The organism is Pandoraea sp. CB10b_02 (assembly GCF_002216225.1).
Classification (GTDB): domain Bacteria; phylum Pseudomonadota; class Gammaproteobacteria; order Burkholderiales; family Burkholderiaceae; genus Pandoraea; species Pandoraea nosoerga.
The window spans coordinates 1-22,031 of sequence record NZ_NJGW02000009.1 but is presented as its reverse complement, the minus strand read 5'-3'; the positions used below and the strand labels follow the sequence as shown (position 1 = coordinate 22,031).

The window sequence follows — 22,031 nt, the reverse complement described above, 5'->3', positions numbered from 1 at the left end:
TCCACCCGCTCTCCACCCGGTCGTCACTCGTTCGCCCGCTGACCGCTGCCTAGTGCGCCCCTCGTGCATGCAGGCGCACCGACGCGCTCACCCCCGCGAGCAACAGCACCATGGCGGCGACTTCCAGCGGACGCGGCAGCCGGTGTTCATAGAGAAAGCCGTACAGCAGCGCGAAGAGCGTTTCGAATACGATCAACTGGCCCGAGAGCGTGAGCGGCAGGCGCCGGCTGGCGGCATTCCAGAATGCGTTGCCGATGGTCGACGCGCCCACCGCCACAGCAATATTCACCCCCAGGAACATCGGCCAGTCGCGCGGCGCGCCGGCGGTCGCCGGATGCGGCACGAGCGCGGCCACGATGGCGAGTCCCAATGCCAGCACCCCGGTCGCGACGCCGGTCAGTAGCGACCATTCCTGACTGGTGAAGTGTCCGAAACGGGACAGATAGCGGGCGTTGGCCACCGCGTACCAGGTCCAGCTGGCAAGCGCGCCCACGGCGCAGACGATGCCGACGAGCGTCAGCCGCCAGTCCCCGCCGGTTTGCGTGGCGTGGGCAAACACGTCGACGTTGATGCAGACGATGCCGGCGGCCACGAGCAGGAGCGGCCCGGCCAGCCGAGACAGGGGCAGGGCGCCTTGGTCCCGGCTGCCGACGAGCGTCACCGTCACCGGCAGTACGCCAACGATGAGCGAGGCCGGCGCCACGCCGGCCATCTGTACCGAGCCGGCAACGAACAGGTAGTAGACGAGGTTGCCGACGAGGCTCAGTCGGAATAACGCCTGCCAGTCGTTTGTGGTGACGGACCGGCGCAGGCGCGTCCAGAGCGGCGCGAGCAGCATCGCCGATACTACGCCGTAGAGTACGTAACGAGCGGCCGACAGTTCGAGCGGCGAGAAGCCGGGCAGCAGGCGCGGGGCGAGGAAGACCAGCCCCCATAACGCGCCCGCCGCCAGTCCATACGAAATGCCTTGCCCCATGAAGTCGCGTCCGTGGTTCGTGATGTTGAGAGTGTCGAGAGGTCGATATTCCGCATCCGCCTGGGCCCGCCAGCGAAAGCGTAGCGCTGGCCGAACGACGGGCACGTCGGCCAGCGGCGGCGCCGGGATTGCTGCAGGTGCCGCCGGTGAGGCGGGTGAGGCCGGTGCAGGAAGGGCGCAAGAATAGCATGGGGCCGTCGCGCCCTATTGTGAAATCCGGCACCCGGCGCGCCGCCGACCGGTCGATTCGGGCGTCGGGGAAAAAGCCCCTTGACATGTGGGGCAGACGCTCCATGCCGCGCGCGATTTCTGTATAATTCGGTTTTGCGCCTATAGGATTTGCCATGCGTCTGATCCAAAAAGCACTCACTTTCGATGACGTGCTCCTCGTCCCGGCGTACTCCGCCGTTCTCCCGCGCGACACCAGCCTGAAAACCAAGCTCACGCGCAACATCACCCTGAACATGCCTTTGTTGTCGGCCGCCATGGATACGGTGACCGAGGCGCGTCTGGCCATCGCCATGGCGCAACAGGGCGGTATCGGCATTATTCACAAGAACTTGAAGCCGGCCGAGCAGGCGCGGGAAGTCTCGAAAGTGAAGCGCTTTGAATCGGGCGTTTTGCGTGACCCGATCACGATCCCGCCGCACATGAAAGTGCGCGATGTCATTGCGCTGTCGCGCCAGCATGGCATTTCCGGTTTCCCGGTCGTGGAGGGCGCTCAGCTCATCGGTATCGTCACCAACCGCGATCTGCGTTTCGAGACTCGCCTCGACGAGCCGGTGCGCGTGATCATGACGCCGAAGGACAAGCTCATTACGGTGCGCGAAGGCGCATCGCCGGCCGACGCCGAGCGTCTGATGCACGACCACCGCCTCGAGCGCGTGCTGGTGGTCAACGACGCCTTCGAGCTGCGCGGCCTGATGACCGTCAAGGACATTACGAAGGCGACCGAGTACCCCCTCGCAAGCAAGGACGAACACGGCAAGCTGCGCGTCGGCGCGGCCGTGGGCGTGGGCCCGGAGAACGAGGAGCGCGTCGAACTGCTCGTCGCCGCGGGCGTTGACGTGATCGTGGTCGACACGGCTCACGGCCACAGCCAGGGCGTGCTCGATCGCGTGCAGTGGGTCAAGAAGCATTTCCCGCAGATCGAAGTGGTCGGCGGCAACATTGCCACGGCAAGCGCTGCGCTGGCGCTCGTGGAGCACGGCGCCGACGCCGTCAAGGTCGGTATCGGCCCGGGCTCGATCTGCACGACGCGTATCGTCGCCGGCGTGGGTGTGCCGCAGATCACGGCCATCGCAAACGTGGCGGAAGCCCTGAAGGATTCGGGCGTGCCGTTGATCGCCGACGGTGGCATCCGTTACTCGGGCGACGTTGCCAAGGCGCTGGCCGCCGGCGCGCACACCGTGATGATGGGCAGCATGTTCTCCGGCACGGAAGAGGCGCCGGGCGAAGTGTTCCTGTACCAGGGCCGCTCGTACAAGAGCTACCGCGGCATGGGCTCGGTGGGGGCGATGAAGGATGGCGCGGCCGACCGTTACTTCCAGGACCCGGCCAACAACGCGGACAAGCTCGTGCCCGAAGGCATTGAAGGCCGCGTGGCTTACAAGGGTAGCGTGAACGCGATCCTGCACCAGTTGACCGGCGGCATCCGTTCGTCGATGGGTTATCTCGGCTGCCCGACGATCAAGGATCTGCACGAGAAGGCAGAGTTTGTCGAAATCACGGCCGCCGGCATGCGCGAATCGCACGTGCATGACGTCCAGATCATGAAGGAAGCCCCCAACTACCACGTGGAGTAATCGCCCATGAAGGCCATGTTGCGTACGGTCCTGTTCCTCGATGCAGCGCTCAATCTGGCACTCGGTGTGTTATTGATCGCCTCGTTCTGGTCATCGCTGTACGCGGCCATCGAAGTGCCCGCGCCGTCGCCCGTGCTGTATGCGCAGGCGCTCGGCGTGGCCTTCATCGGCGTGGCCTGGCTGCAATGGCACGCCACCGTGAACGGCCAGTTGACGGCCACCGTCGCGAAAGTGACGGGGCATATCAACTGGGTGACCGGTGCGTTCGTGCTGGGCTGGCTGATCTCCGGCCAACTGGCGGTCACGGGCGGGGGCAAGTTGCTGATGCCCGCGCTCGGCGCCGTGTTGCTGGTGACGGGTGCCATCCTCGTCAAGCTCGCCTCGAGCGTGCGCACGAAAGAGCGCGTGCTGGCGGCGCAGCAGGCGGGCGAGCGCGTGCGCGGCGGGGTCGTGAGCGACGGCCGCCGCGACCCGCGCGATCCACGCGACCTACGCAATACGGGCAACGAATACTCCGAGGCCCGGGGCGTCGACGACGACCCCCAGGGCCGGCGCGCCGAGCCGCGCATGGAAACGCCGGTGGGGGCGTCCGCCCACACCACGCCGGTCGCGCCCGTGGGCGCCACCGGCATTGTCACGCCCGTGCCTTCGGCCACGGCGCCGACGTCCAACGAATCCACTTCATCCGTACCTCACGATGCACGACAAAATCCTCATTCTTGACTTCGGCTCGCAAGTCACCCAGCTCATTGGACGCCGCGTTCGCGAGGCGCACGTCTACTGCGAGATCCATCCGAACGACGTTACGGACGAATTCATCCGCGAGTTCAATCCGAAGGCGATCATTCTGTCGGGCAGCCACGCGAGTACCTACGAAGATCAGGACCTGCGCGCGCCGCAGGCTGTCTGGGATCTGGGCGTGCCGGTGCTGGGCATTTGCTACGGCATGTTCGCGATGACGGTGCAACTGGGCGGTCAGGTCGAAGCCAGCAACCATCGCGAGTTCGGTTATGCGGAAGTCCGTGCGCATGGCCATACGCCGCTGCTCGATGGTCTCGAGGATTTCCGCACCCCCGAGGGCCACGGCATGCTCAAGGTATGGATGAGCCATGGCGACAAGGTGACGCGGCTGCCGGAGGGCTTTGCCTTGATGGCGTCCACGCCGAGTTGCCCGATCGCGGGCATGGCGGACGTGAAGCGTCATTACTACGCGGTGCAGTTCCACCCGGAAGTCACGCATACCGTGAAGGGACGCGAGCTGCTAGAGCGCTTCGTGCTGGAAATCGCGGGTGCGAAGCCGGACTGGATCATGCGCGACCATATCGAGGAGGCCGTGCAGGCGATCCGCGAGCAGGTGGGTGACGAAGAAGTGATTCTGGGCTTGTCGGGCGGCGTGGATTCGAGCGTGGCCGCGGCGCTGATTCATCGCGCGATCGGCGACCAGCTGACGTGCGTGTTCGTCGACCATGGTCTGCTGCGCCTGAACGAAGGCCAGATGGTGATGGACATGTTCCAGGGCCGTCTGCACGCGAAGGTGGTGCACGTGGATGCGTCCGAGCAGTTCATGGGGCACCTCAAGGGCGTGACGGATCCGGAGCAGAAGCGCAAGATCATTGGCCGCGAGTTCGTGGAAGTGTTCCAGGCCGAAGCGAAGAAGCTGAAGAATGCGAAGTGGCTGGCGCAGGGCACGATCTATCCGGACGTGATCGAGTCGGGCGGCGCGAAGACGAAGAAGGCGACGACGATCAAGAGCCACCACAACGTGGGCGGCTTGCCGCAGACGCTGGGTCTGAAGCTGCTCGAGCCGCTGCGAGATCTGTTCAAGGACGAAGTGCGTGAGCTGGGCGTGGCGCTGGGCCTGCCGCACGACATGGTGTACCGTCACCCGTTCCCCGGCCCGGGCCTGGGCGTGCGAATTCTGGGCGAAGTGAAGCGCGAGTACGCCGATTTGCTGCGTCGCGCGGATGCGATCTTTATCGAAGAGCTGCGCAACACGGTCGAGCCGAACAGCGGCAAGACGTGGTACGAGCTGACGAGCCAGGCGTTCGCGGTGTTCCTGCCCGTCAAGAGCGTGGGCGTGATGGGCGATGGCCGGACTTACGAGTGGGTAGTGGCGCTGCGCGCGGTGCAGACGCAAGACTTCATGACGGCGCATTGGGCCCATCTGCCTCACGAACTGCTTGGCAAGGTCTCGAACCGTATCATCAACGAAGTGCGTGGCTTGAATCGAGTGGTGTACGACATCTCGGGCAAGCCGCCTGCGACGATCGAGTGGGAATGATCCCGCGTCCGGCATAGACCGGCACCAAAGAGCACGAAACCACCTCGAAGCCCGCGTCACTGCGGGCTTTTTTATTCGCTGACTGGCATTGTCGGGCAAGCTGTGCACTCCCCGGCCACGCCCGTTTCTATGGCGAGGTGAGCGGCGCGCCGGTCGCAGGATGCGGCAGTGGCTGAGTACTTCCATGTGGCATCAAACCGATCTGCGATGCGATCTTCTCCACGTCCGCGGGCGTTGCGGGATTGTAGACGCACATGCTGAGGTCGGTCCGGCCGTCGACCGAGAAGGTGGAATATTCGAACGCTAGCGGGCCGAGCACCGGATGCCGAATCCGTTTGATCGCTTCTCCCTGGATTTCGCGAACGTCGTTGTCTCGCCACATCGCTCTGAACTCGGGACTGAGCCGCGAGAGTTCGTCGACGAGAGGCTCCACCTCCGTTGCCGCGCCGGCACGCGCGGCGTCCACGCGGAATGCACCGATGACGTGGCGCGCCACGCTCTCCCAGTCGTACTGCAAGGCGCGGGCGCGCGGATCGAGGAAGATGGTGCGCAGCACATTGCGCTGATGCGGTGGCAGCGAACCATAGTCGCCCAACATGACAGTGGCTGCCCGATTCCAGGCCAGGACGTTCCAGGTGGCCGTGCGAATGAGAGCCGGGCTCGGCTCCAGGGCGTCGAGGACGCGCTGCAGACGAGGCGTGACGCCATTCTTCTCCTGATAGCGTGCCACGGGCGGTCGCCCAAGGCCGAGCAGAAAGAGGTGTTCGCGCTCGACGTCCGTCAGCATCAGCGCCTGCGCGATCCGGTCCAGTACATCGGCCGAGGGGGCGCCGCCGCGACCCTGCTCCAGCCAGGTGTACCAGGTGGGGCTGATATGGGCGCGCTGCGCCACTTCCTCACGGCGCAGTCCGGGCGTGCGCCGACGCCCCGCGGGAAAGCCGAGTGCCGCGGGATCGAGCCTCATGCGCCTGTCCCGCAAATATGCCCCGAGAAGGTTTTCGTTCGCCTGCTGCATTTGGAGCCTGTTAATCTCCTTAATATGATAACGTCACTACTTTACCAGGATAGCTGTAGCACCTAGATTTGTCTCCAGGCAAAACTTGGAGATCGGATCATGCGTGTTTTCGTTACCGGTGCGACCGGATTTGTTGGCATTCCCACCGTAAAGGCCCTGATCGCTGCCGGCCATGAGGTGCTTGGCATGGCGCGTTCGGAGCAAGGCGAGAAATCCCTCGCGGCCATCGGCGCGGAGGTTCATCGCGGCTCGCTCGAAGATGTCGACAGCCTGCGCGCCGGCGCAGCGGCGGCCGACGCCGTCATCCATCTGGGTTTCGTTCACGACTGGTCGAACTTCGCCCGGTCCTGCGAGATCGATCGCCACGCCATCGAAGCATTGGGCTCCGTCCTCGCGGGGTCGGACAAGCTTCTCATCGTCACGGCGGGTACGGCCGGATTGACCGGGCAGGGCCGGGTGGCTACCGAGGACGACGACGTGCCGCCTGATTACCCGCTTCCCCGCGTCTCTGAACAGACGGCGCTCTCGCTCGAGGGCGTGCGTGCCGCGATCGTGCGTCTTCCTCAAGTTCACGATACGGCGCGGCAAGGGCTTCTGACCTATGCCGTTGCCGTGGCGCGGGAGAAGGGCGTGTCCGCCTATGTCGGAGAAGGACGCAACCGCTGGGCAGCGGCGCACATCTCCGACGTCGCTCGTCTTTACCGGCTCGCGCTGGAGAAGAACGAAGCGGGCGCGAAATATCACGCGGTGGCCGAAGAAGGGGTGCGGATGTTCGATATTGCCGATGCCATCGGCCGCGCGTTAAACGTACCCGTCAGATCCATATCCGCGCAGGAGGCGCCGGCGCATTTCGGCTGGTTGGCGACATTCGCCGGCCTCGATCTCGTGGCCTCGAGCGAGAAGACGCGGAAAACGCTGGGTTGGAACCCCACGGGGCCGGGTCTGATTGCCGATCTCGAACGGGTTGACGCGTAAGGCGCGCAAAGCCCGTGCGCCGCTTTGCATGGACCCGCCGCGCTGTCCCTGTTGCCGACCGGCCGACAGACGTAACCGACGTGACAGGCGTGACAGACGCAAGAGACGTTAGCGGGACTGCGCCAACGCCCGCAGCATGGCGGGCACCTTGTCCTTGCTCGTTGTCTGCACGCGCGAGATCAGCGCATGGTCCACGTATGCGAGCCCATACGTGCGCCCGATGTCGTTCTGCAAACGGTGCCAGAGGTGTGTCGTCATTTCCGCGTCGACCATTGCCCGGTGGGCGCGTCCGGTTTGCGGCAGGCACAGCATCTGCGCAAGGCTGGAGAGCCGGTGATTGCGCGCGTGCGGGTAGATGCGGTGCGACGTGAGCATGGTGCATGCAAAGGCGTGATCGGCCCTCATGCCGAGCAAAGCCAATTCAGCTTGCCAGAACCGTTTGTCGAAGCCGGCATTGTGCGCGACGACCGGGCACGCGCCGACAAACGCCGCGGCTTCTCGCATCACTTTCGATGCGGGCGGCGCCGCTGCGATCATGTCATTCGTGATGCCCGTCAGCGCCGCGACGTCCGACGGAATCCGCCGGCCGGCATTCATCAGGCTCTGATAGCGATCGACGATCTCGCCGTCGCGCCAAAGGATGACGGCAATCTCGGTTGCGCGCTCGCCTTGAGCGGGCGACAGGCCCGTGGTTTCGAAGTCGAGGATTGCTACGGTCTGCATGCAGGGGTTCAGGTTCGTCGGCGATCGGTGTGCAAGCATTCGCGCCACGCGATCGCGACATGGGTCAATGCGAATCGATGCATGATTCTACAGACCCTCTGAGCCCGGTCCGATATTCCGTGACATCCCGGCCTGTGGTGCGCCCATATCCGCCTCGTTTCGAGGCGCCGCGCGGGTCAGGGCCGCCACACGCCCGGCCCGGGCGCCATCGGACTCGAGACGCACGCCGCGCCAGCCAGGACCTGTCACGCTCGACCCCGTGCTGCCACTCAAACCGAGCGCGTCAGTCCGCCGTCGACCCGAATGTTCTGGCCGGTGATGTAACCAGCGCCGTCCGAAGCGAGAAACGCCACTGTCGCCGCGATCTCCTCGGCCTTGCCGTAGCGCTGCATCGGCACGCGCTCGCGACGCGCTTCCTGCTGCGGCAGGCTGTCGATCCAGCCCGGCAGGATGTTGTTCATGCGAACGTTCTCGGGCGCATACTTGTCCGCGAACAGCTTCGTGAACGAGGCCAATCCGGCGCGGAACACCGCCGACGTCGGAAACATCTCGCTCGGCTCGAACGCCCACGCCGTCGAGATGTTGACGATCACGCCCGCGCGCTGCTTCTGCATGATCGGCGTGACGAGCCGCGTCGGACGAATCACGTTCATCAGATACGTGTCCATGCCGCGGTGCCAGTCCTCGTCGGTGATGTCGAGGATCGGTGCGCGCGGACCGTGCCCGGCGCTGTTGACCAGCACGTCGATGCGTCCCCAGCGGGCCATAGCGGCGTCGACGAGCCTGGCCAGCGCCTCGCCGGACTGGTTCGAGCCCGTCACGCCCACGCCGCCCAATGCGTTGGCCAGGGCTTCGCCCTTGCCTGACGACGACAGAATGCCGACCTTGAAGCCGTCGGCGGCCAGACGCCGTGCCGCTGCCGCGCCCATTCCGCTGCCGCCTGCCGTAATCAACGCGACTTTTTCTACTGTCATGCTGCTATCCTCCGGGAAAGCCGGCATCCGCTCACAGGCGCGCCGGCGCTTGTCGTCAATGAGAAATCCATGGGCAGCAGCGTAACATCGCAGCGCACCCCACGGGCACCAGATTTCGACACATCATCCAGTAGAAAAACTACACCGTGATCGCACCATGACGGAAACCATCGGCCGACTGCCCTCGCTCAACGCACTGCGCGCCTTCGAGGCGGCGAGCCGACATCTGAACTTCCGGCTTGCCGCCGAGGCGCTTGGCGTGACGCAAGGCGCGGTCGCGCAGCAAATCCGCGCGCTCGAAGCCGAGCTCGGCATGAAACTGTTCGAGCGGCATCCGCGTGCGCTGTCCCTGACCGAGAACGGGCGCCGTTATGCCGGGGGCGTGCGACGCGCCTTCGAACTGCTCACGGAGGCGACGCAGGCGCTGCGTCCCGAGCCGCTGCGGCTGACGATCAGCGTGACGCCCACGTTTGCCGCCAAGTGGTTGGTCCCGCGTTTGCCGGCGTTTCTCGACACGCATCCGGATATCGATCTGCGCATTCTCGCCACCGACCGGCTCTCGCATTTCCAGGCCGATGCCGTGGACCTCGCCGTGCGTTATGGGCGGCCGCCGTTCGGTGCCGGTCTGGTCGTCGAGCCGCTGTTCGACGAGGTGCAGATCGCCGTGGCGTCGCCGCAGGTCATTGCCGCGTCGGGACATCCCGGACAGGCCGGCGGCCTGCACGGGCATGCGTTGCTGCACGATGCGCACAACGCCTGGCCGCAATTTCTCCAGCGCGCCATGCCCGACGCCCCGCTGCATGCGGCCAAGAACATCCGCTTCAACCAGACGGCGCTGGCGATCGACGCAGCGCTTGCCGGCCAGGGGCTCGCGCTTGCGCACCAGGATTTCGTGGCTGCCGACATCGCGGCGGGGCACCTCATCCGACTCTTCGACACGGCGTTGCGCACCGGTGCTGGCTTCTACCTCGTGTATCCGCGCCGCACGCGCCATGCGGCACAGATTGCGAACATCCAGGGCCGGCTCCTGCGGCAGGCGCGCGCCGCGAACCGGCGGACGCAAGGGGGCGCAAGCGGGCGCGCGCGGTGAGAACCGGTCAATGCCCGGCGCGCTGTACAAACCCGTGCCGGCGCGCAAGGTAGGCGACGCCCCATGCGGCGATCGCGAGGAGCAGCAGTACGTGCGGCAGCGCAGCCGCCCCCAGGGTCGAGAGCACGGCGCCGCCGAGAACGCCGCTGCCGGCGAACGACAGGTTGAACGCGGTGACGAGCATCGATTGCGCGACGTTCTCGTGCGCGCCGGCCGCGTTGCCGAGCGCCGTCTGGAGTAACGTTGGCGCGCCGCTGAAGCTCAGCCCCCACAGCACGGCCCCGGCGACAAGCACGACCCGGCACGTGGGCCACGCCCCGAAGGCGACGATCACGGCAACGAACGCCGCGAGCGCCAGCAGCACGAGCCGCCGCAGCCAACGGTCCACCCACAGCCCGATTCCCCACAAGCCGACGAGCGTGAACACGCCAAACGTCGAGAGCACCGTGGCAAGCCGCTCGCCCATGCCGGCCGACGCGAGAAACGGTGCGATGTAGGTGTAGAGGGTGTAATGCGCGACCACCCACAGCATCACGACCGCGAGGACCGCACGCACGCCCGGCAGCCGCAGCACGTCGCCAACCGGGGCGCGTGTGCCTGGCGCGGCGCCCGGCACGTCGGGCACGATCCATCGCATCCAGCCAGCGAGGACGAGCGCGAAGGCGCCGAGCCCGCCGAACACCCAACGCCAACCGATCATGTGGCCCAGCAGGGCGGCCATCGGTACACCCAGCGCCAACGCGAGCGGCACGCCGAGCATCGCGACAGCCAGCGCACGTCCTTGCCGCGCCGGACTCACGAGGCGACGCGCATACGTCGCGATCTCGCTCCAGGCGAGGCCCGTCGCGAGACCGACGACGAAGCGCGCGGCGAGCGTGATCGCGAAATGCGTCGAGAACGCGGTGACGAGATTGCACGCGGTGAAGCCGAGCAGGGCGGCGATGAGCACCGTGCGCCGCGACCAGCGTTGCAGCAGCGCGGTGAGCGGCACGGCGCCGAGGCCGGCGCCCAGCGCGCACAGCGTGACGAGTTGGCCCGCCCACGATTCGGAGACGGCAAAGCCGTCGGCCAGTTGCGGGAGCAAGCCGGCGGGCACGGTCTCGTTGGCAGCGGCGCAGAAGGTGGCGAGCATGAGCGCGACGAGCGAAGCCCATGGCATGGCCTCGCTGCCCGCATCCGGGCCGGCAGCCGGGACAGTCCGGGCAGCGGTGGCGCGTTGTGATGACGCGACGCAGGTAGCGCGAGAGCAGGGAGAAGACATGGTCATGATTGCCAATGAAAGCCCCGGGCCGGGGCGACGTGACGTAGTCTGCCAACGCGCGCTATATTTGATAATCCGTCGTGAGATTGAATGACTTTCAAATCCAGATAGAAAATGGCCACTGACAGATTGGGCGACATGCGGCTTTTCACGAGTGCGGCAACACTGGGCAGCCTGTCGGCCGCCGGGCGCAGGCTTGGCCTTTCGCCGGCGGCGGCGAGCGCGCGTCTGGCCAAGCTCGAAGCGTCGCTGCAGACGCGTCTTTTCGTGCGAACGACGCGCGCATTGCGTCTCACCGACGAGGGGCGGGTCTACCTCGCGCATTGCCTGGTGGCCCTGCAGGCCATCGATGATGGCGAGGCGGCGCTGCAGGCGGGCTGTGCGGCGATTCGCGGCAAGATCCGGCTATCGGCGTCGACCGACTTCGGGCTGCACACGCTGTCACCGTGGCTCGACGAATTCATCGCGCGTCATCCGGACGTGCGCCTGTCGCTCACGCTGACCGATTCGCTGTCCAATCTGGTGCAGGACGACGTCGATCTCGCCATCCGCTTCAGCGAGCCGGACGACGGCACGCTCGTGGCGCGGCGCCTCGCGCCGATGTGCCGGGTGCTGTGCGCGTCGCCGGACTATCTCGCGCGGCATGGCGAGCCGCACACGCCGGAGGCCTTGTCGGCGCATCAGTTCATCGTGCTGGTGACGTCGGCGGGGCCGCTCAATGAATTTCACTTCCGCAAGGGCGAGGCGACGTGGGCGTTTACCGTGCCGATGGCGCAGGCCTGGGAGACGAATGACGGGACGCTTGCGCGCCGATGGGCGCTCGACGGACGCGGCATCGTGCGCAAGACGCTCTGGGATGCGGCGCACGACGTCCGTGCCGGCCGGCTGAAGATACTGCTCTCGGACTACATCGCGAAGGAGCCGGGAGTGTATGCCGTGCGCCATCGCACGCGCTACATGGTGCCGCGGGTGCGGGCGCTGCTCGACTTCCTGATCGAACGGTTCGCCCGGGAATCGGCCGGGTGGCCCGATATCGGCGCGTGTGGGGTTTGACTTCGTGTCATGATACGGCATGGCCCTGATCCCGCTCTTCCCGCTTGGCAACGCCCTGTTTCCCGCCGGGGTGTTGCATCTGCGCATCTTCGAGGTGCGCTATCTCGACATGATCAAGCGATGCCTTGCCGACGGCACCGAATTCGGTGTCGTCGTCTTGCGCCAGGGCAGCGAGGTGAGGCTGCCCGACAGCGTCGAGGAGCCGGCGATGGTCGGCACGATGGCGCGTATCGACGACTGGCGCGCGCCGATGCCCGCGCTGCTCGAACTGGTGTGCCGCGGCACGACCAAGTTCCGGCTTTCATGCGCGCAGCCGGGTAAATACGGGCTATGGATGGGCGAGGCCGAGATGCTGCCCGACGACGCGCCCGTCGAGATCCCGGACGGCCTGCAGATTAGTGCCGACACGCTCGGCAAGTTGATCGCGGGGCTGCAGCGCGATCCCGCACGCGCTGCGAAGTTGCCGCTGGCGCCGCCTTACCGCCTCGACGAGTGCGGCTGGGTCGCCGACCGGTGGGCCGAACTGCTGCCGCTGCCCGCGCACGAGAAGGAAACGTTGCTCGGCATGGCCGATCCCGTCGCGCGCCTCGCACGCATTCAGGCGTTCCTCACCGATCACGGCGTGTTGTCGTGAGGGCTTGCGCCGCCGCACGCGTCGGCAACCGCTTGCGGCCCTCGCGCAAGGCCCGAACGCATTCCCGCCCGCGCGACATCGCGTCTTGCATGGGCGCTTCGGCGCCCCCGGTTCGCCAACTCGGGCGACAACGGCTCAGGCGAAAACGCGGCGACAACAACTCAGGCGATAATGCCGCCTGCAACGGTTTCTCTGCTGCCCTCACCGGGCACGCTGCGTGCAGCGTCGCCGCACGGCAGCATCGTCACAGAACACCATGACAGTCCAAGTCCAGATCAACGAAGAACTCAAGGCGTACATCGACCCGCTCACGCCTGACGAATACGCCGCACTCGAGCAAAGTCTGTTGGCCGAAGGGTGCCGTGACGCCCTGGTCCTCTGGGGCGACGTACTCGTCGACGGGCACAACCGTTACGAGATCTGCCGCAAGCACGGCATCGAATTCCGGACGGTGCAGAACACAACGTTCCGCTCGATGGAGGACGTCCATCTGTGGATGATCGACAATCACCTCGGGCGTCGCAGCGTGTCGGATTACCAGCGCGGGGTCCTGGCGCTGCGCAAGAAGACCATCCTGGAAGCGCGCACGGCCGCGATTGCCACGGCGCCGCCGGCCGCCGGGGAGGTCGCATCGACCGACGCGCACGCCCCGAAGGACAGCGCGAAGGCTGCCACGGCGCACACCATGGCGCTCACGCGGGCGGCGCTCGCCCGTGCGGCCCGCCTGTCGAGCAACACGCTCGGACAGATCGAGCGGATCCATAACGCCGCCGCGCCCGAACTGGTGGAGGCGGTCAAGCGCGGCGACGTGTCGATCAACGCAGCGGCTGCCGTGTCGACGTTGCCGCAAGCGGCGCAGGTCGCGGCCGTTGCGGCCGGCAAGCAGGAACTGCGCGAGCTGGCGCGCCAGGTGCGCGAGGCGCGTCCCGCCAAGCCGCGCAAGGCAAAGGAAGCGGTCGAGCCGGAAGAGGACGACGGCATGCCGCCGTGGGACACGAGCGCCGATCCCGCGCAGGAACTTGCCCGTCTGGCTCGCGAGCTCAAGGCGGTGAGCGCGGAGCGCGACGCGCTCAAGAAAAAGGTCGCGCACCTGAGCATTGCGCTGGCCGAGGCGCGGGCCGGCAGGTAAGGCGCGTGCCGCCGCGAAGTGTGCTCTAATCGCGCCATGCGAACTCCCGGACCCCAAGCCCGCCATCAGGTCATCCGCGACACGCTCCGAGACGAGATCTTGAGCGGCGTGCTCCCGGGTGGGTATCAACTGCGTCAGGAAGCGCTGGCCGAGCGTTTCCAGGCCAGCCGCGTTCCCGTGCGCGAAGCCTTGCGGCAGCTCGAAGCCGAGGGGCTGGTCACGCATCACCTGAACCGCGGCGCAACCGTGGCGAGCATGAACCTCGAGCAGTTGTGCGAATTGCTCGACATCCGCGTGGCGCTCGAATGCCACGCGGCAAAGCTGGCGGTGCCGAACATGGCCGAACGCGACTTCCAGCTGATGGAACAGATCCTGGCCGACTACTCGGCCTCGGAAGTCGTGTCGGCGTGGGCCGAATACAACCGGCGCTTCCACCTGGCGCTCTCGGCGCCCGCGAACAACCGGCGTTTGCGCATGCTCATCGAGGAGTATTGCCTGAACACCGATCGGTACTCGCATCTCGCGATGTCGCAGGCCACCGGCAAGGAGAAGCCGCAGCACGACCACTACGAGATCCTGGCGGCATGCCGGCGTCGCGACGTCGGTGCGGTCGTTTCGCTGCTCGAAGCCCACATCCTCGCCACGCGCAACGAAATCAAGGCGCTGGCACGACTGGACAGCAGCTTCCTTTCCCGCGCCACGCTCTGAGCGCGTTCGCCTCACCGCGGATTGGCTCCGTGGGTGTATCAAGTTCATTCCATTTGTGAATTCACGGCACGAATATTGTGCGTTTGTGGGGACTTCTGCCGCTCGTGGGAATTCGACACACTGGGGTTTTGGGTCGCACCGTTCAACCGACGTTGAGCGGCTTGTGCGACGTTTTCGACAGGAGTGGTAGCCATGAATCTTCCCGCCTTCGGCCTGGGCACGTTTCGCCTGAAGGGCCAGACCGTTTTCGACGCCGTCACCAACGCATTGGCGCTTGGGTACCGCGCCATCGACACGGCGCAGATCTATGAAAATGAAGCCGACATCGGCCGAGCGCTGGCCGTATCGAACGTCAAGCGTGACGAGCTGTTCCTCACGACCAAGATCTGGGTGGACAATTTCGCGCAGGACAAGCTGATTCCGAGCCTCAAGGAGAGCCTGTCCAGGCTGGGCACCGATCATGTCGACCTGACGCTCATTCACTGGCCGTCGCCGGGCAACGCCGTGCCGATGGCCGAATATCTGGGTGCATTGCGCGAGGCGCGCGAGCAGGGCCTGACGCGTGCCATCGGCGTGTCCAACTTCACGATTGCGTTGTTGCAGCAGGCTATGGGCATCGTCGGGCCGGGCGAGCTGGCCACCAACCAGGTCGAGTTGAGCCCGTATTTGCAGAACCGCAAGCTCGCCGAGTTTGCCCGCGCGCAGGATATTGCGCTGACGTCCTACATGACGCTCGCCTATGGCAAGGTGCTGGGCGATCCGGTGCTCGCCGGAATTGCCCAGGCGCATGGTGCGACCACGGCGCAGGTCGCGCTGGCGTGGGCGATGCAGCAGGGCTATGCCGTGATTCCGTCGTCGACCAAGCGCGAGCATCTGGCGAGCAACATGAAGGCGCGCGAGTTGCGCCTGAGCGACGACGAGATGGCGCGGATCGCCACGCTCGATCGCAACGACCGGCAGGCCAATCCGGCGTCGCTCGCCCCGGCCTGGGACTGAGCGAGCCAGCGGCGGCGGGCGGGCGTTGGCGAAAAGTTGATGCGCGCGCCTCGCCTCAGGTGCTATCGTGGGCGGCATCACGTCCGGTGAGGTGAACGCACCATGGCTGCCAGCCCCGCAAATCCCGCGTCGGTACCGCATTCGTCTCCCTCGAAGATTGCCACGGTGATTCGCGTCACCAGCGGCAACTTCATGGAGATGTTCGACTTCTTCCTGTTCGGCTTTTACGCCACCTACATTTCCGCCACGTTCTTCCCGTCGGGCGACGAGTTCGCGTCGCTCATGCTCACCTTCATGACGTTCGGCGCGGGCTTCCTGATGCGGCCCTTGGGCGCGATCATCCTTGGCGCGTATGTGGACCGGATTGGCCGGCGCAAGGGGCTCATCGTCACGCTGTCGATCATGGCGATGGGCACCATCCTGATCGCCTTCGTGCCAGGCTTCGCGACTATCGGATACGCGGCGCCGTTTCTCGTGCTTGTCGGCCGGCTGTTGCAGGGGTTCTCGGCGGGCGTGGAGCTGGGCGGGGTGTCGGTCTACCTGTCCGAGATGGCGACGCCGGGCCGCAAGGGCTTTTACGTGAGCTGGCAGTCGGGCAGCCAGCAGGTGGCGATCATCGTGGCAGCGCTGCTCGGGTACTGGCTCAACAAGTGGCTCACGCCGGCGCAGGTGGCCGATTGGGGCTGGCGCGTGCCGTTCTTCATCGGCTGCATGATCGTGCCGGTGCTGTTCATGATCCGGCGTTCGTTGCAGGAGACCGAGGCGTTTCTGGCGCGCAAGCACCGTCCGGGAACGGGCGAGATATTCCGGTCGATGGTGCAAAACTGGGGGCTCGTCATTGCGGGCATGATGCTCGTGGCCATGACCACCGTGTCGTTCTACCTCATCACCGTATATACGCCGACCTTCGGCAAGTCCGTGCTGAAGCTCTCCACGACCGATGCGCTCGTCGTTACCTTTTGCGTCGGCGTGTCGAACTTCTTCTGGCTGCCGGTGATGGGAGCGTTGTCCGACCGAGTCGGCCGCCGGCCATTGCTGATCGCGTTTACCGTGCTGACCATCCTGACCGCTTACCCCGCGATGGCATGGCTCGTGGTGCAGCCGAACTTCGGCAAGATGCTGCTGGTCGAGTTGTGGCTGTCGTTCCTCTACGCCAGCTACAACGGCGCGATGGTCGTGGCGCTGACCGAGATCATGCCGGTCGACGTGCGCACCGCGGGCTTTTCGCTGGCGTACAGCCTGGCGACGGCATTGTTCGGTGGCTTCACGCCGGCGGTGGCGACAGGCCTGATCGGGCTCACGGGCAACAAGGCGGCGCCCGGCTGGTGGATGACCTTTGCGGCCGTGTGCGGGCTGATTGCCACGCTCGTGCTGTACCGCAAGCGCGGCATGCCGGACGCGGATGCGGCCATGGCGTCATGAAGTGAACGGTAACGGCTGCCGTGCGAGAATAACGCATTGCCGACAGCGGCCAATTGCGCCGTGCGTTGCCGGCCCTGCGGGGATGGCTGCGGACGGCGGCTTTTCGTCAACGTTTCATGAATCGAGATTTACCTCCGACCGACGAGACCTACATGGGCTTAGCGCTGGCGCAGGCGCGCGCCGCGATGGCAAAGGGCGAGGTGCCGGTCGGCGCCGTGGTGGTGTGCGACGGGCGGGTGGTGGCCGTGGGCCACAACTGTCCGGTGGGCGGCCATGACCCGTCTGCGCACGCCGAGATGCAGGCACTTCGCGCGGCGGCACAGGCCTTGGGCAACTACCGGCTTCCCGAATGCGAGTTGTACGTGACGCTCGAGCCGTGCGTCATGTGCGCGGGCGCGATCATGCACGCGCGTATCAGGCGGGTCGTCTATGGGGCGGCCGATCCCAAGACGGGCGCGTGCGGCAGCGTGGTCGACCTCTTTGCGGAACCCCGTCTGAACCATCATGCCGAAGTCGTCGGCGGCCTCATGCGCGATGAGTGCGTTGGCGTGCTTCAACAATTCTTCAGTGAGCGGCGCGCGGCGGCGAAGGCGCGGCGCTCGCCGGCGGCGTCCGAGTCGGATGGCGCCGGTGCAATCCCAACTCCGGAATCCCCCAACTGATGCAAAACAGGCTTGTCGAACTGATTGCCCCTTCGGGCTACGCGCCCAACGCCGAAGTGGCCGAGCGGGGCGTGCAGATGCTCGAGCGGCTCGGCTACAACGTCAGCAATCGCGAGGCGCTCGCGCGTCGCTATTTGCGCTTTGCCGGCACCGACGCGGAGCGCGTGGCCGAGATCAATCAACTGGCGCGGGGCGACCGTCCGTTGCCCGACATCGTGCTGGCCGTGCGCGGCGGCTATGGGGCGGTGCATCTGCTCGATCACCTCGACTACGAGGGGTTGCATCGTCGGCTATCGGGAGCGCCGGTAGCGATCGTGGGCCATAGCGACTTCACGGCCCTGCAACTCGCGTTGCTGTCGCAGGCGCACCTCACCACGTTCGCCGGGCCCATGTTGCTGGCCGACTTCGGTGCCGAGACGCCGAGCGACTTTACGCTCGGCCAGTTCCGGTCGGTGTTGGGCGCGCCCAGCCATAGTGTCGGATGGACGGGCGACGGGGCGAGCGGCGACATCGACGTGGCGGGCCCCTTGTGGGGCGGCAACCTGGCAATGGTGTGCAGCCTCATCGGCACGCGGTACTTGCCGAGGGTCGAGGGCGGCGTGCTGTTCGTCGAAGACGTCAACGAGCCGCCTTACCGGGTGGAGCGGATGATTTACCAGTTGCACCAGACGGGAATTCTGGCGCGCCAGCGCGCCCTGGTGCTGGGAGACTTCTCCGAATACCGCGTGAGCGACTACGACAACGGTTACGACATGGCGGCCATGATCGAGAACGTCCGGCGAGTCGTTGGCATCCCGATCGTGACCGATATGCCGTTCGGCCACTGTCGCGACAAGCTGACCTTGCCGGTCGGCGGACAGGCGAGGCTGCAGACGGCGGGAGCCCAGGTCACGCTCACGCTCACGGGATATCCCTATATCGCGAGCTGAACGGCCGGCCGAAGGCCGGGAAACCGAGCGCATTGCCATGCCGGGGCACGCCGGGCCGAGTCGACGGCCCGGCGTGCTTTTTTTACGGGGCGCGGTTTTCGTCGAATTTTGCCGTCGGGGGGCGGCCTTTGCCCGGGTTTGATCGCTCGAACGCGTCCATGTGCCGGACGTGGCGGTGCGTAACGCCGTCGTTGAACACCACGGGCGAGGGGCTGGCGACAGAGCGGTGGGGGGCGGTGAGGGGCGGTGAAGGCGCGGTGAGGGGCGGCCGGGCGGGCGACATGCGGACGGAATGCGACGGAATGCAGCGGAATGCGACGAAAAATGGTGCATTGCGCAAGCGACTATACGTCTGGCCGCAGCCTGACTATCTGATTATGGCTATGTTTAGCGCTCGGGGATTTGGCTAAACTTCATCGATCGTTTCGCTACCAGAAGGATGCCAGGACATCATGGCCAGCAACATCGGAAGTGCCAAGGACTATCCCCGTGACCTCGTCGGTTATGGCCGCCACGTACCGTTTGCCGACTGGCCGGGGCGTGCGCGCATTGCTGTGCAGTTCGTATTGAACTACGAAGAGGGCGGCGAGAACTGCGTGTTGCATGGCGACCGGGCGTCCGAGCAGTTCCTGTCCGAGATCATTGGCGCGGCAGCGTATGAGGCGCGTCACATGAGCATGGAGTCGATCTACGAGTATGGGTCGCGTGCCGGCGTGTGGCGAATCCTGCGCGAGTTCGAGCGTCGTGGTCTGCCGCTGACCGTGTTCGGCGTGGCGATGGCGATGCAGCGTCATCCCGAGGTGACGGCCGCGTTCCAGGAGCTCGGACATGAGATCGCGTGTCATGGCTGGCGCTGGATTCACTACCAGAACATCGACGAGGCGACCGAGCGCGAGCACATGCGCATTGCCATCGACATCTTCAAGGAGATGACGGGCAGCGCGCCGCTGGGCTGGTACACGGGCCGGGACAGTCCCAATACGCGCCGGCTGGTGGTCGAGCACGGCGGCTTCGTGTACGACTCCGACAACTATGGCGACGACCTGCCGTTCTGGACGCAGGTGCAGACGAGCCGAGGCGAAGTGAAGCCGCATCTGGTCGTGCCCTATACGCTCGATTCCAACGACATGCGCTTTGCCGCGCCGCAGGGTTTCAACACGGCGGATCACTTTTTCCACTATCTGCGTGATGCGTTTGACGTCTTGTATGCCGAGGGCGACGAGGCGCCGAAGATGTTGTCGATCGGAATGCATTGCCGGCTGCTGGGCCGTCCGGGCCGATTCGCGGCGTTGCAGCGCTTTCTCGATCACATCGAGAAGCACGATCGTGTGTGGGTGTGCCGTCGGATCGACGTGGCGCGCCACTGGCAGGAGCGCCACCCGTTCGTGGCGGCCTGAGATGTTGAGAGCGACTGCCGCGTCCGGGAAAACGGCGGGCGGTCAAAGCAGATTGAATCCGACAGGCGTCATCGGGCTGCGCGAGTACGTGCGGCGGGGCGCCACCATGTTCTGCAGGAGAGCAGTCAATGAACGCCCCGTTGCCTATGACCCGACGTACCGTTGCCGAGCTTTCGGCGTTGCCGCGTGCCGAGTTCGTGGCCGCGCTCGACGGCATTTTCGAGCACTCCCCGTGGGTGGCCGAAGCGGCTTGGGAGGACCGACCGTTCGCCACGGTGGCGGCATTGCACGACGCCATGTGCCAGGCCGTCATCAACGTGGGCGAGGGGCCGCAGCTCGACCTCATTCGCGCGCACCCCGAGTTGGCCGGCAAGGCCGCGGTGCGCGGCGAGCTGACGGCCGAATCGACGCGCGAGCAGGCGGGGGCGGGTCTCGACCAGTGCAGCACGGAGGAATTTGCGCGGCTCACCGAGCTCAACGACGCGTACAAGGCCAAGTTCGGTTTTCCGTACATTCTGGCAGTGCGTGGGCATACGCGCAGCAGCATCATCGAGAACTTCGCGAAGCGGCTCGAGAACAGCCGGGCCGACGAAATCGAGGAGTGCCTGCGCCAGATTTTCCGGATCGCGGGTTTCCGGTTGCAGGACCTGGTGAGCGACTGAGCGCTTGCCATCGGGCGGCGAGACGTCGCCCGGATTGTTTTCAAGAGAATCGAAGTTCAGTTTCAGGACATTACCGAGCATCAAGGAGTTGGCATGGCCCTCGCCCCGCAAGATCCGAACGCACCGGAATTCGTGCGCCGTTACGTCAATCTGGCCGATCCGCGTCTGGGCGCGCAGGCGCTGCAGGCCAGCGACGAGTTCTTCGCGGCCAAGGAGCGCATGCTCAACCCCGAGCCTGCGGTCTTCATTCCGGGCAAGTATGACGAGAACGGCAAGTGGATGGACGGCTGGGAGACGCGCCGCAAGCGCGTGAACGGTTACGACTGGTGCGTGGTCAAGCTCGCGCGCGCGGGCGTGCTCTACGGCGTTGACCTCGACACCAGCCACTTCACCGGCAACTTCCCGCCGGCCGCCTCGCTCGAGGGCTGCTACAGCCCGAGCGGCGATCCTTGCGCGTCGGCCGAGTGGTTCGAACTGCTGCCCTCGACCACCCTGCAGGGCAATGCGCACCACTACCACGCGATTGCCGAGCAGCGCGCGGTGACGCACGTGCGCGTGAACTTGTATCCCGACGGGGGTCTGGCCCGTCTGCGCCTGTACGGCTTGCCGCAGGGCGACTGGGCCCACCGTTCGCGCGACGCGCTGATCGATCTGGTGGCAATGGAAAACGGCGGGTACGTCGTGGCGGCGAACAACCAGCATTTCGGATTGGCGTCGAACCTGCTGATGCCGGGCCGCGGGGTGAACATGGGCGATGGCTGGGAGACGCGCCGCCGGCGAGAGCCGGGCAACGACTGGGCCATCATCGCGCTGGCGCAGCCGGGCGAGATCGAGAAGATCGAAGTCGATACGGCGCACTTCAAGGGGAATTTCCCGGACCGGTGCTCCATCCAGGCGGCCTACGTGACGGGCGGTACCGAGCAGTCGCTGATTACCCAGTCCATGTTCTGGCCGGTGTTGCTGCCCGAGCAGAAGCTGGCGATGGACAGGCAGTTCGTCTTCGAGGCGCCGGTGCAGAAGCTGGGGGCCATCACGCACATTCGCTTCAACATCATTCCGGACGGCGGGGTGTCGCGTCTGCGGCTGTGGGGCCGCCTGAGCGAGAAGACGGCATAAGGCCAGACCAACGCTCCTCGCACCGGCTGCGAGGAGAAAAAGAAAAGCGCATGCAGACACAAGGAGAACGTGATATGTCGGGTCCGACGTTGAAGATAGCGCGATTGACGCGAGAGGCGTTCGCGCCGTTTGGGGATGTGATCGAGTTGTCGGGCGCGAAGCATTTTGCGATCAATGGCGGGACGACGGAGCGGTATCACGATTTGGCGACGGTGGATCTGGG

At 65.8% G+C, this 22,031-nt stretch carries 22 protein-coding genes; 17 read left to right on the top strand and 5 right to left on the bottom strand.

Annotated elements, in window-relative coordinates; all coding sequences use genetic code 11:
• Positions 1-49: 49 nt before the first annotated feature.
• Positions 50-976: a DMT family transporter gene (locus tag CDN36_RS11480; protein WP_150555865.1), complete on the bottom strand. Its 927-nt coding sequence runs from the start codon at positions 974-976 to the stop codon at positions 50-52.
• 344 nt (positions 977-1,320) lie between these two features.
• On the opposite strand from CDN36_RS11480, the gene guaB reads away from it, so the two are divergent.
• Genes guaB through guaA form a run of 3 tightly spaced genes read left to right on the top strand, consistent with a single transcriptional unit; the run spans position 1,321 to position 5,062 of the window.
• Positions 1,321-2,781, top strand: coding sequence for an IMP dehydrogenase (guaB, locus tag CDN36_RS11475; protein WP_150555864.1), 1,461 nt, complete (start codon positions 1,321-1,323; stop codon positions 2,779-2,781).
• A gap of 6 nt (positions 2,782-2,787) precedes the next feature.
• Positions 2,788-3,504, top strand: a complete 717-nt coding sequence (locus CDN36_RS11470) for a hypothetical protein (protein WP_287496780.1) — start codon at positions 2,788-2,790, stop codon at positions 3,502-3,504.
• On the top strand, positions 3,479-5,062 hold the full coding sequence (guaA, locus tag CDN36_RS11465; RefSeq protein ID WP_287496779.1) for a glutamine-hydrolyzing GMP synthase: 1,584 nt from the start codon (positions 3,479-3,481) through the stop codon (positions 5,060-5,062). Before CDN36_RS11470 ends, guaA begins: the two co-directional genes overlap by 26 nt.
• Before the next feature lie 127 nt (positions 5,063-5,189).
• Here guaA and CDN36_RS11460 read toward each other — a convergent pair whose 3' ends face one another.
• Positions 5,190-6,077 carry a helix-turn-helix transcriptional regulator gene (locus CDN36_RS11460; RefSeq protein ID WP_150555854.1) on the bottom strand — a complete coding sequence of 296 codons (888 nt, stop codon included), beginning with the start codon at positions 6,075-6,077 and terminating at the stop codon, positions 5,190-5,192.
• A gap of 99 nt (positions 6,078-6,176) precedes the next feature.
• On the opposite strand from CDN36_RS11460, the gene CDN36_RS11455 reads away from it, so the two are divergent.
• On the top strand, positions 6,177-7,052 hold the full coding sequence (locus CDN36_RS11455) for an SDR family oxidoreductase (protein ID WP_150555853.1): 876 nt from the start codon (positions 6,177-6,179) through the stop codon (positions 7,050-7,052).
• 108 nt (positions 7,053-7,160) lie between these two features.
• Here CDN36_RS11455 and CDN36_RS11450 read toward each other — a convergent pair whose 3' ends face one another.
• Entirely contained in the window at positions 7,161-7,775 is a 615-nt protein-coding gene (locus tag CDN36_RS11450; RefSeq protein WP_287496778.1) for a 3'-5' exonuclease, read from the bottom strand.
• 269 nt (positions 7,776-8,044) lie between these two features.
• On the bottom strand, positions 8,045-8,749 hold the full coding sequence (locus CDN36_RS11445; RefSeq protein WP_150555851.1) for an SDR family oxidoreductase: 705 nt from the start codon (positions 8,747-8,749) through the stop codon (positions 8,045-8,047).
• A 157-nt stretch (positions 8,750-8,906) separates the two neighbouring features.
• On the opposite strand from CDN36_RS11445, the gene gcvA reads away from it, so the two are divergent.
• Positions 8,907-9,839: a transcriptional regulator GcvA gene (gcvA, locus tag CDN36_RS11440; RefSeq protein WP_287496777.1), complete on the top strand. Its 933-nt coding sequence runs from the start codon at positions 8,907-8,909 to the stop codon at positions 9,837-9,839.
• Between the two features lie 7 nt (positions 9,840-9,846).
• On the opposite strand, the gene CDN36_RS11435 is transcribed toward gcvA, so the two are convergent.
• The gene (locus CDN36_RS11435) at positions 9,847-10,998 is read right to left on the bottom strand and encodes an MFS transporter (protein ID WP_287496776.1); all 1,152 of its coding nucleotides are present in this window, start codon (positions 10,996-10,998) and stop codon (positions 9,847-9,849) included.
• Positions 10,999-11,214: 216 nt separating this feature from the next.
• On the opposite strand from CDN36_RS11435, the gene CDN36_RS11430 reads away from it, so the two are divergent.
• The 12 genes from CDN36_RS11430 to CDN36_RS11375 form a co-directional block, all read left to right on the top strand.
• Complete coding sequence (locus CDN36_RS11430; RefSeq protein WP_150555849.1) at positions 11,215-12,153, top strand: LysR family transcriptional regulator; 939 nt, start codon at positions 11,215-11,217, stop codon at positions 12,151-12,153.
• A 19-nt stretch (positions 12,154-12,172) separates the two neighbouring features.
• A complete protein-coding gene (locus tag CDN36_RS11425) occupies positions 12,173-12,787 on the top strand; it encodes an LON peptidase substrate-binding domain-containing protein (RefSeq protein WP_287496775.1) in 615 nt (204 codons plus the stop codon).
• Positions 12,788-13,043: 256 nt separating this feature from the next.
• Complete coding sequence (locus CDN36_RS11420; protein ID WP_150555847.1) at positions 13,044-13,916, top strand: ParB N-terminal domain-containing protein; 873 nt, start codon at positions 13,044-13,046, stop codon at positions 13,914-13,916.
• A gap of 36 nt (positions 13,917-13,952) precedes the next feature.
• Positions 13,953-14,624, top strand: coding sequence for a GntR family transcriptional regulator (locus CDN36_RS11415; protein WP_287496774.1), 672 nt, complete (start codon positions 13,953-13,955; stop codon positions 14,622-14,624).
• 192 nt (positions 14,625-14,816) lie between these two features.
• On the top strand, positions 14,817-15,620 hold the full coding sequence (gene dkgB, locus CDN36_RS11410) for a 2,5-didehydrogluconate reductase DkgB (protein WP_150555846.1): 804 nt from the start codon (positions 14,817-14,819) through the stop codon (positions 15,618-15,620).
• Between the two features lie 102 nt (positions 15,621-15,722).
• The gene (locus tag CDN36_RS11405; RefSeq protein WP_150555845.1) at positions 15,723-17,042 is read left to right on the top strand and encodes an MFS transporter; all 1,320 of its coding nucleotides are present in this window, start codon (positions 15,723-15,725) and stop codon (positions 17,040-17,042) included.
• Positions 17,043-17,158: 116 nt separating this feature from the next.
• Entirely contained in the window at positions 17,159-17,704 is a 546-nt protein-coding gene (gene tadA / locus CDN36_RS11400) for a tRNA adenosine(34) deaminase TadA (RefSeq protein WP_287496842.1), read from the top strand.
• Positions 17,701-18,633: a muramoyltetrapeptide carboxypeptidase gene (ldcA, locus tag CDN36_RS11395; protein ID WP_287496841.1), complete on the top strand. Its 933-nt coding sequence runs from the start codon at positions 17,701-17,703 to the stop codon at positions 18,631-18,633. The genes tadA and ldcA overlap by 4 nt, the downstream gene beginning before the upstream one ends.
• 452 nt (positions 18,634-19,085) lie before the next feature.
• Positions 19,086-20,030, top strand: coding sequence for an allantoinase PuuE (gene puuE / locus CDN36_RS11390; protein WP_150555843.1), 945 nt, complete (start codon positions 19,086-19,088; stop codon positions 20,028-20,030).
• A gap of 128 nt (positions 20,031-20,158) precedes the next feature.
• Complete coding sequence (gene uraD, locus CDN36_RS11385; RefSeq protein ID WP_502920359.1) at positions 20,159-20,692, top strand: 2-oxo-4-hydroxy-4-carboxy-5-ureidoimidazoline decarboxylase; 534 nt, start codon at positions 20,159-20,161, stop codon at positions 20,690-20,692.
• Between the two features lie 93 nt (positions 20,693-20,785).
• Complete coding sequence (gene alc / locus CDN36_RS11380; RefSeq protein ID WP_150557514.1) at positions 20,786-21,808, top strand: allantoicase; 1,023 nt, start codon at positions 20,786-20,788, stop codon at positions 21,806-21,808.
• A gap of 74 nt (positions 21,809-21,882) precedes the next feature.
• On the top strand, positions 21,883-22,031 hold a 149-nt coding region (locus CDN36_RS11375), incomplete at its 3' end, for an ureidoglycolate lyase (RefSeq protein WP_287496839.1).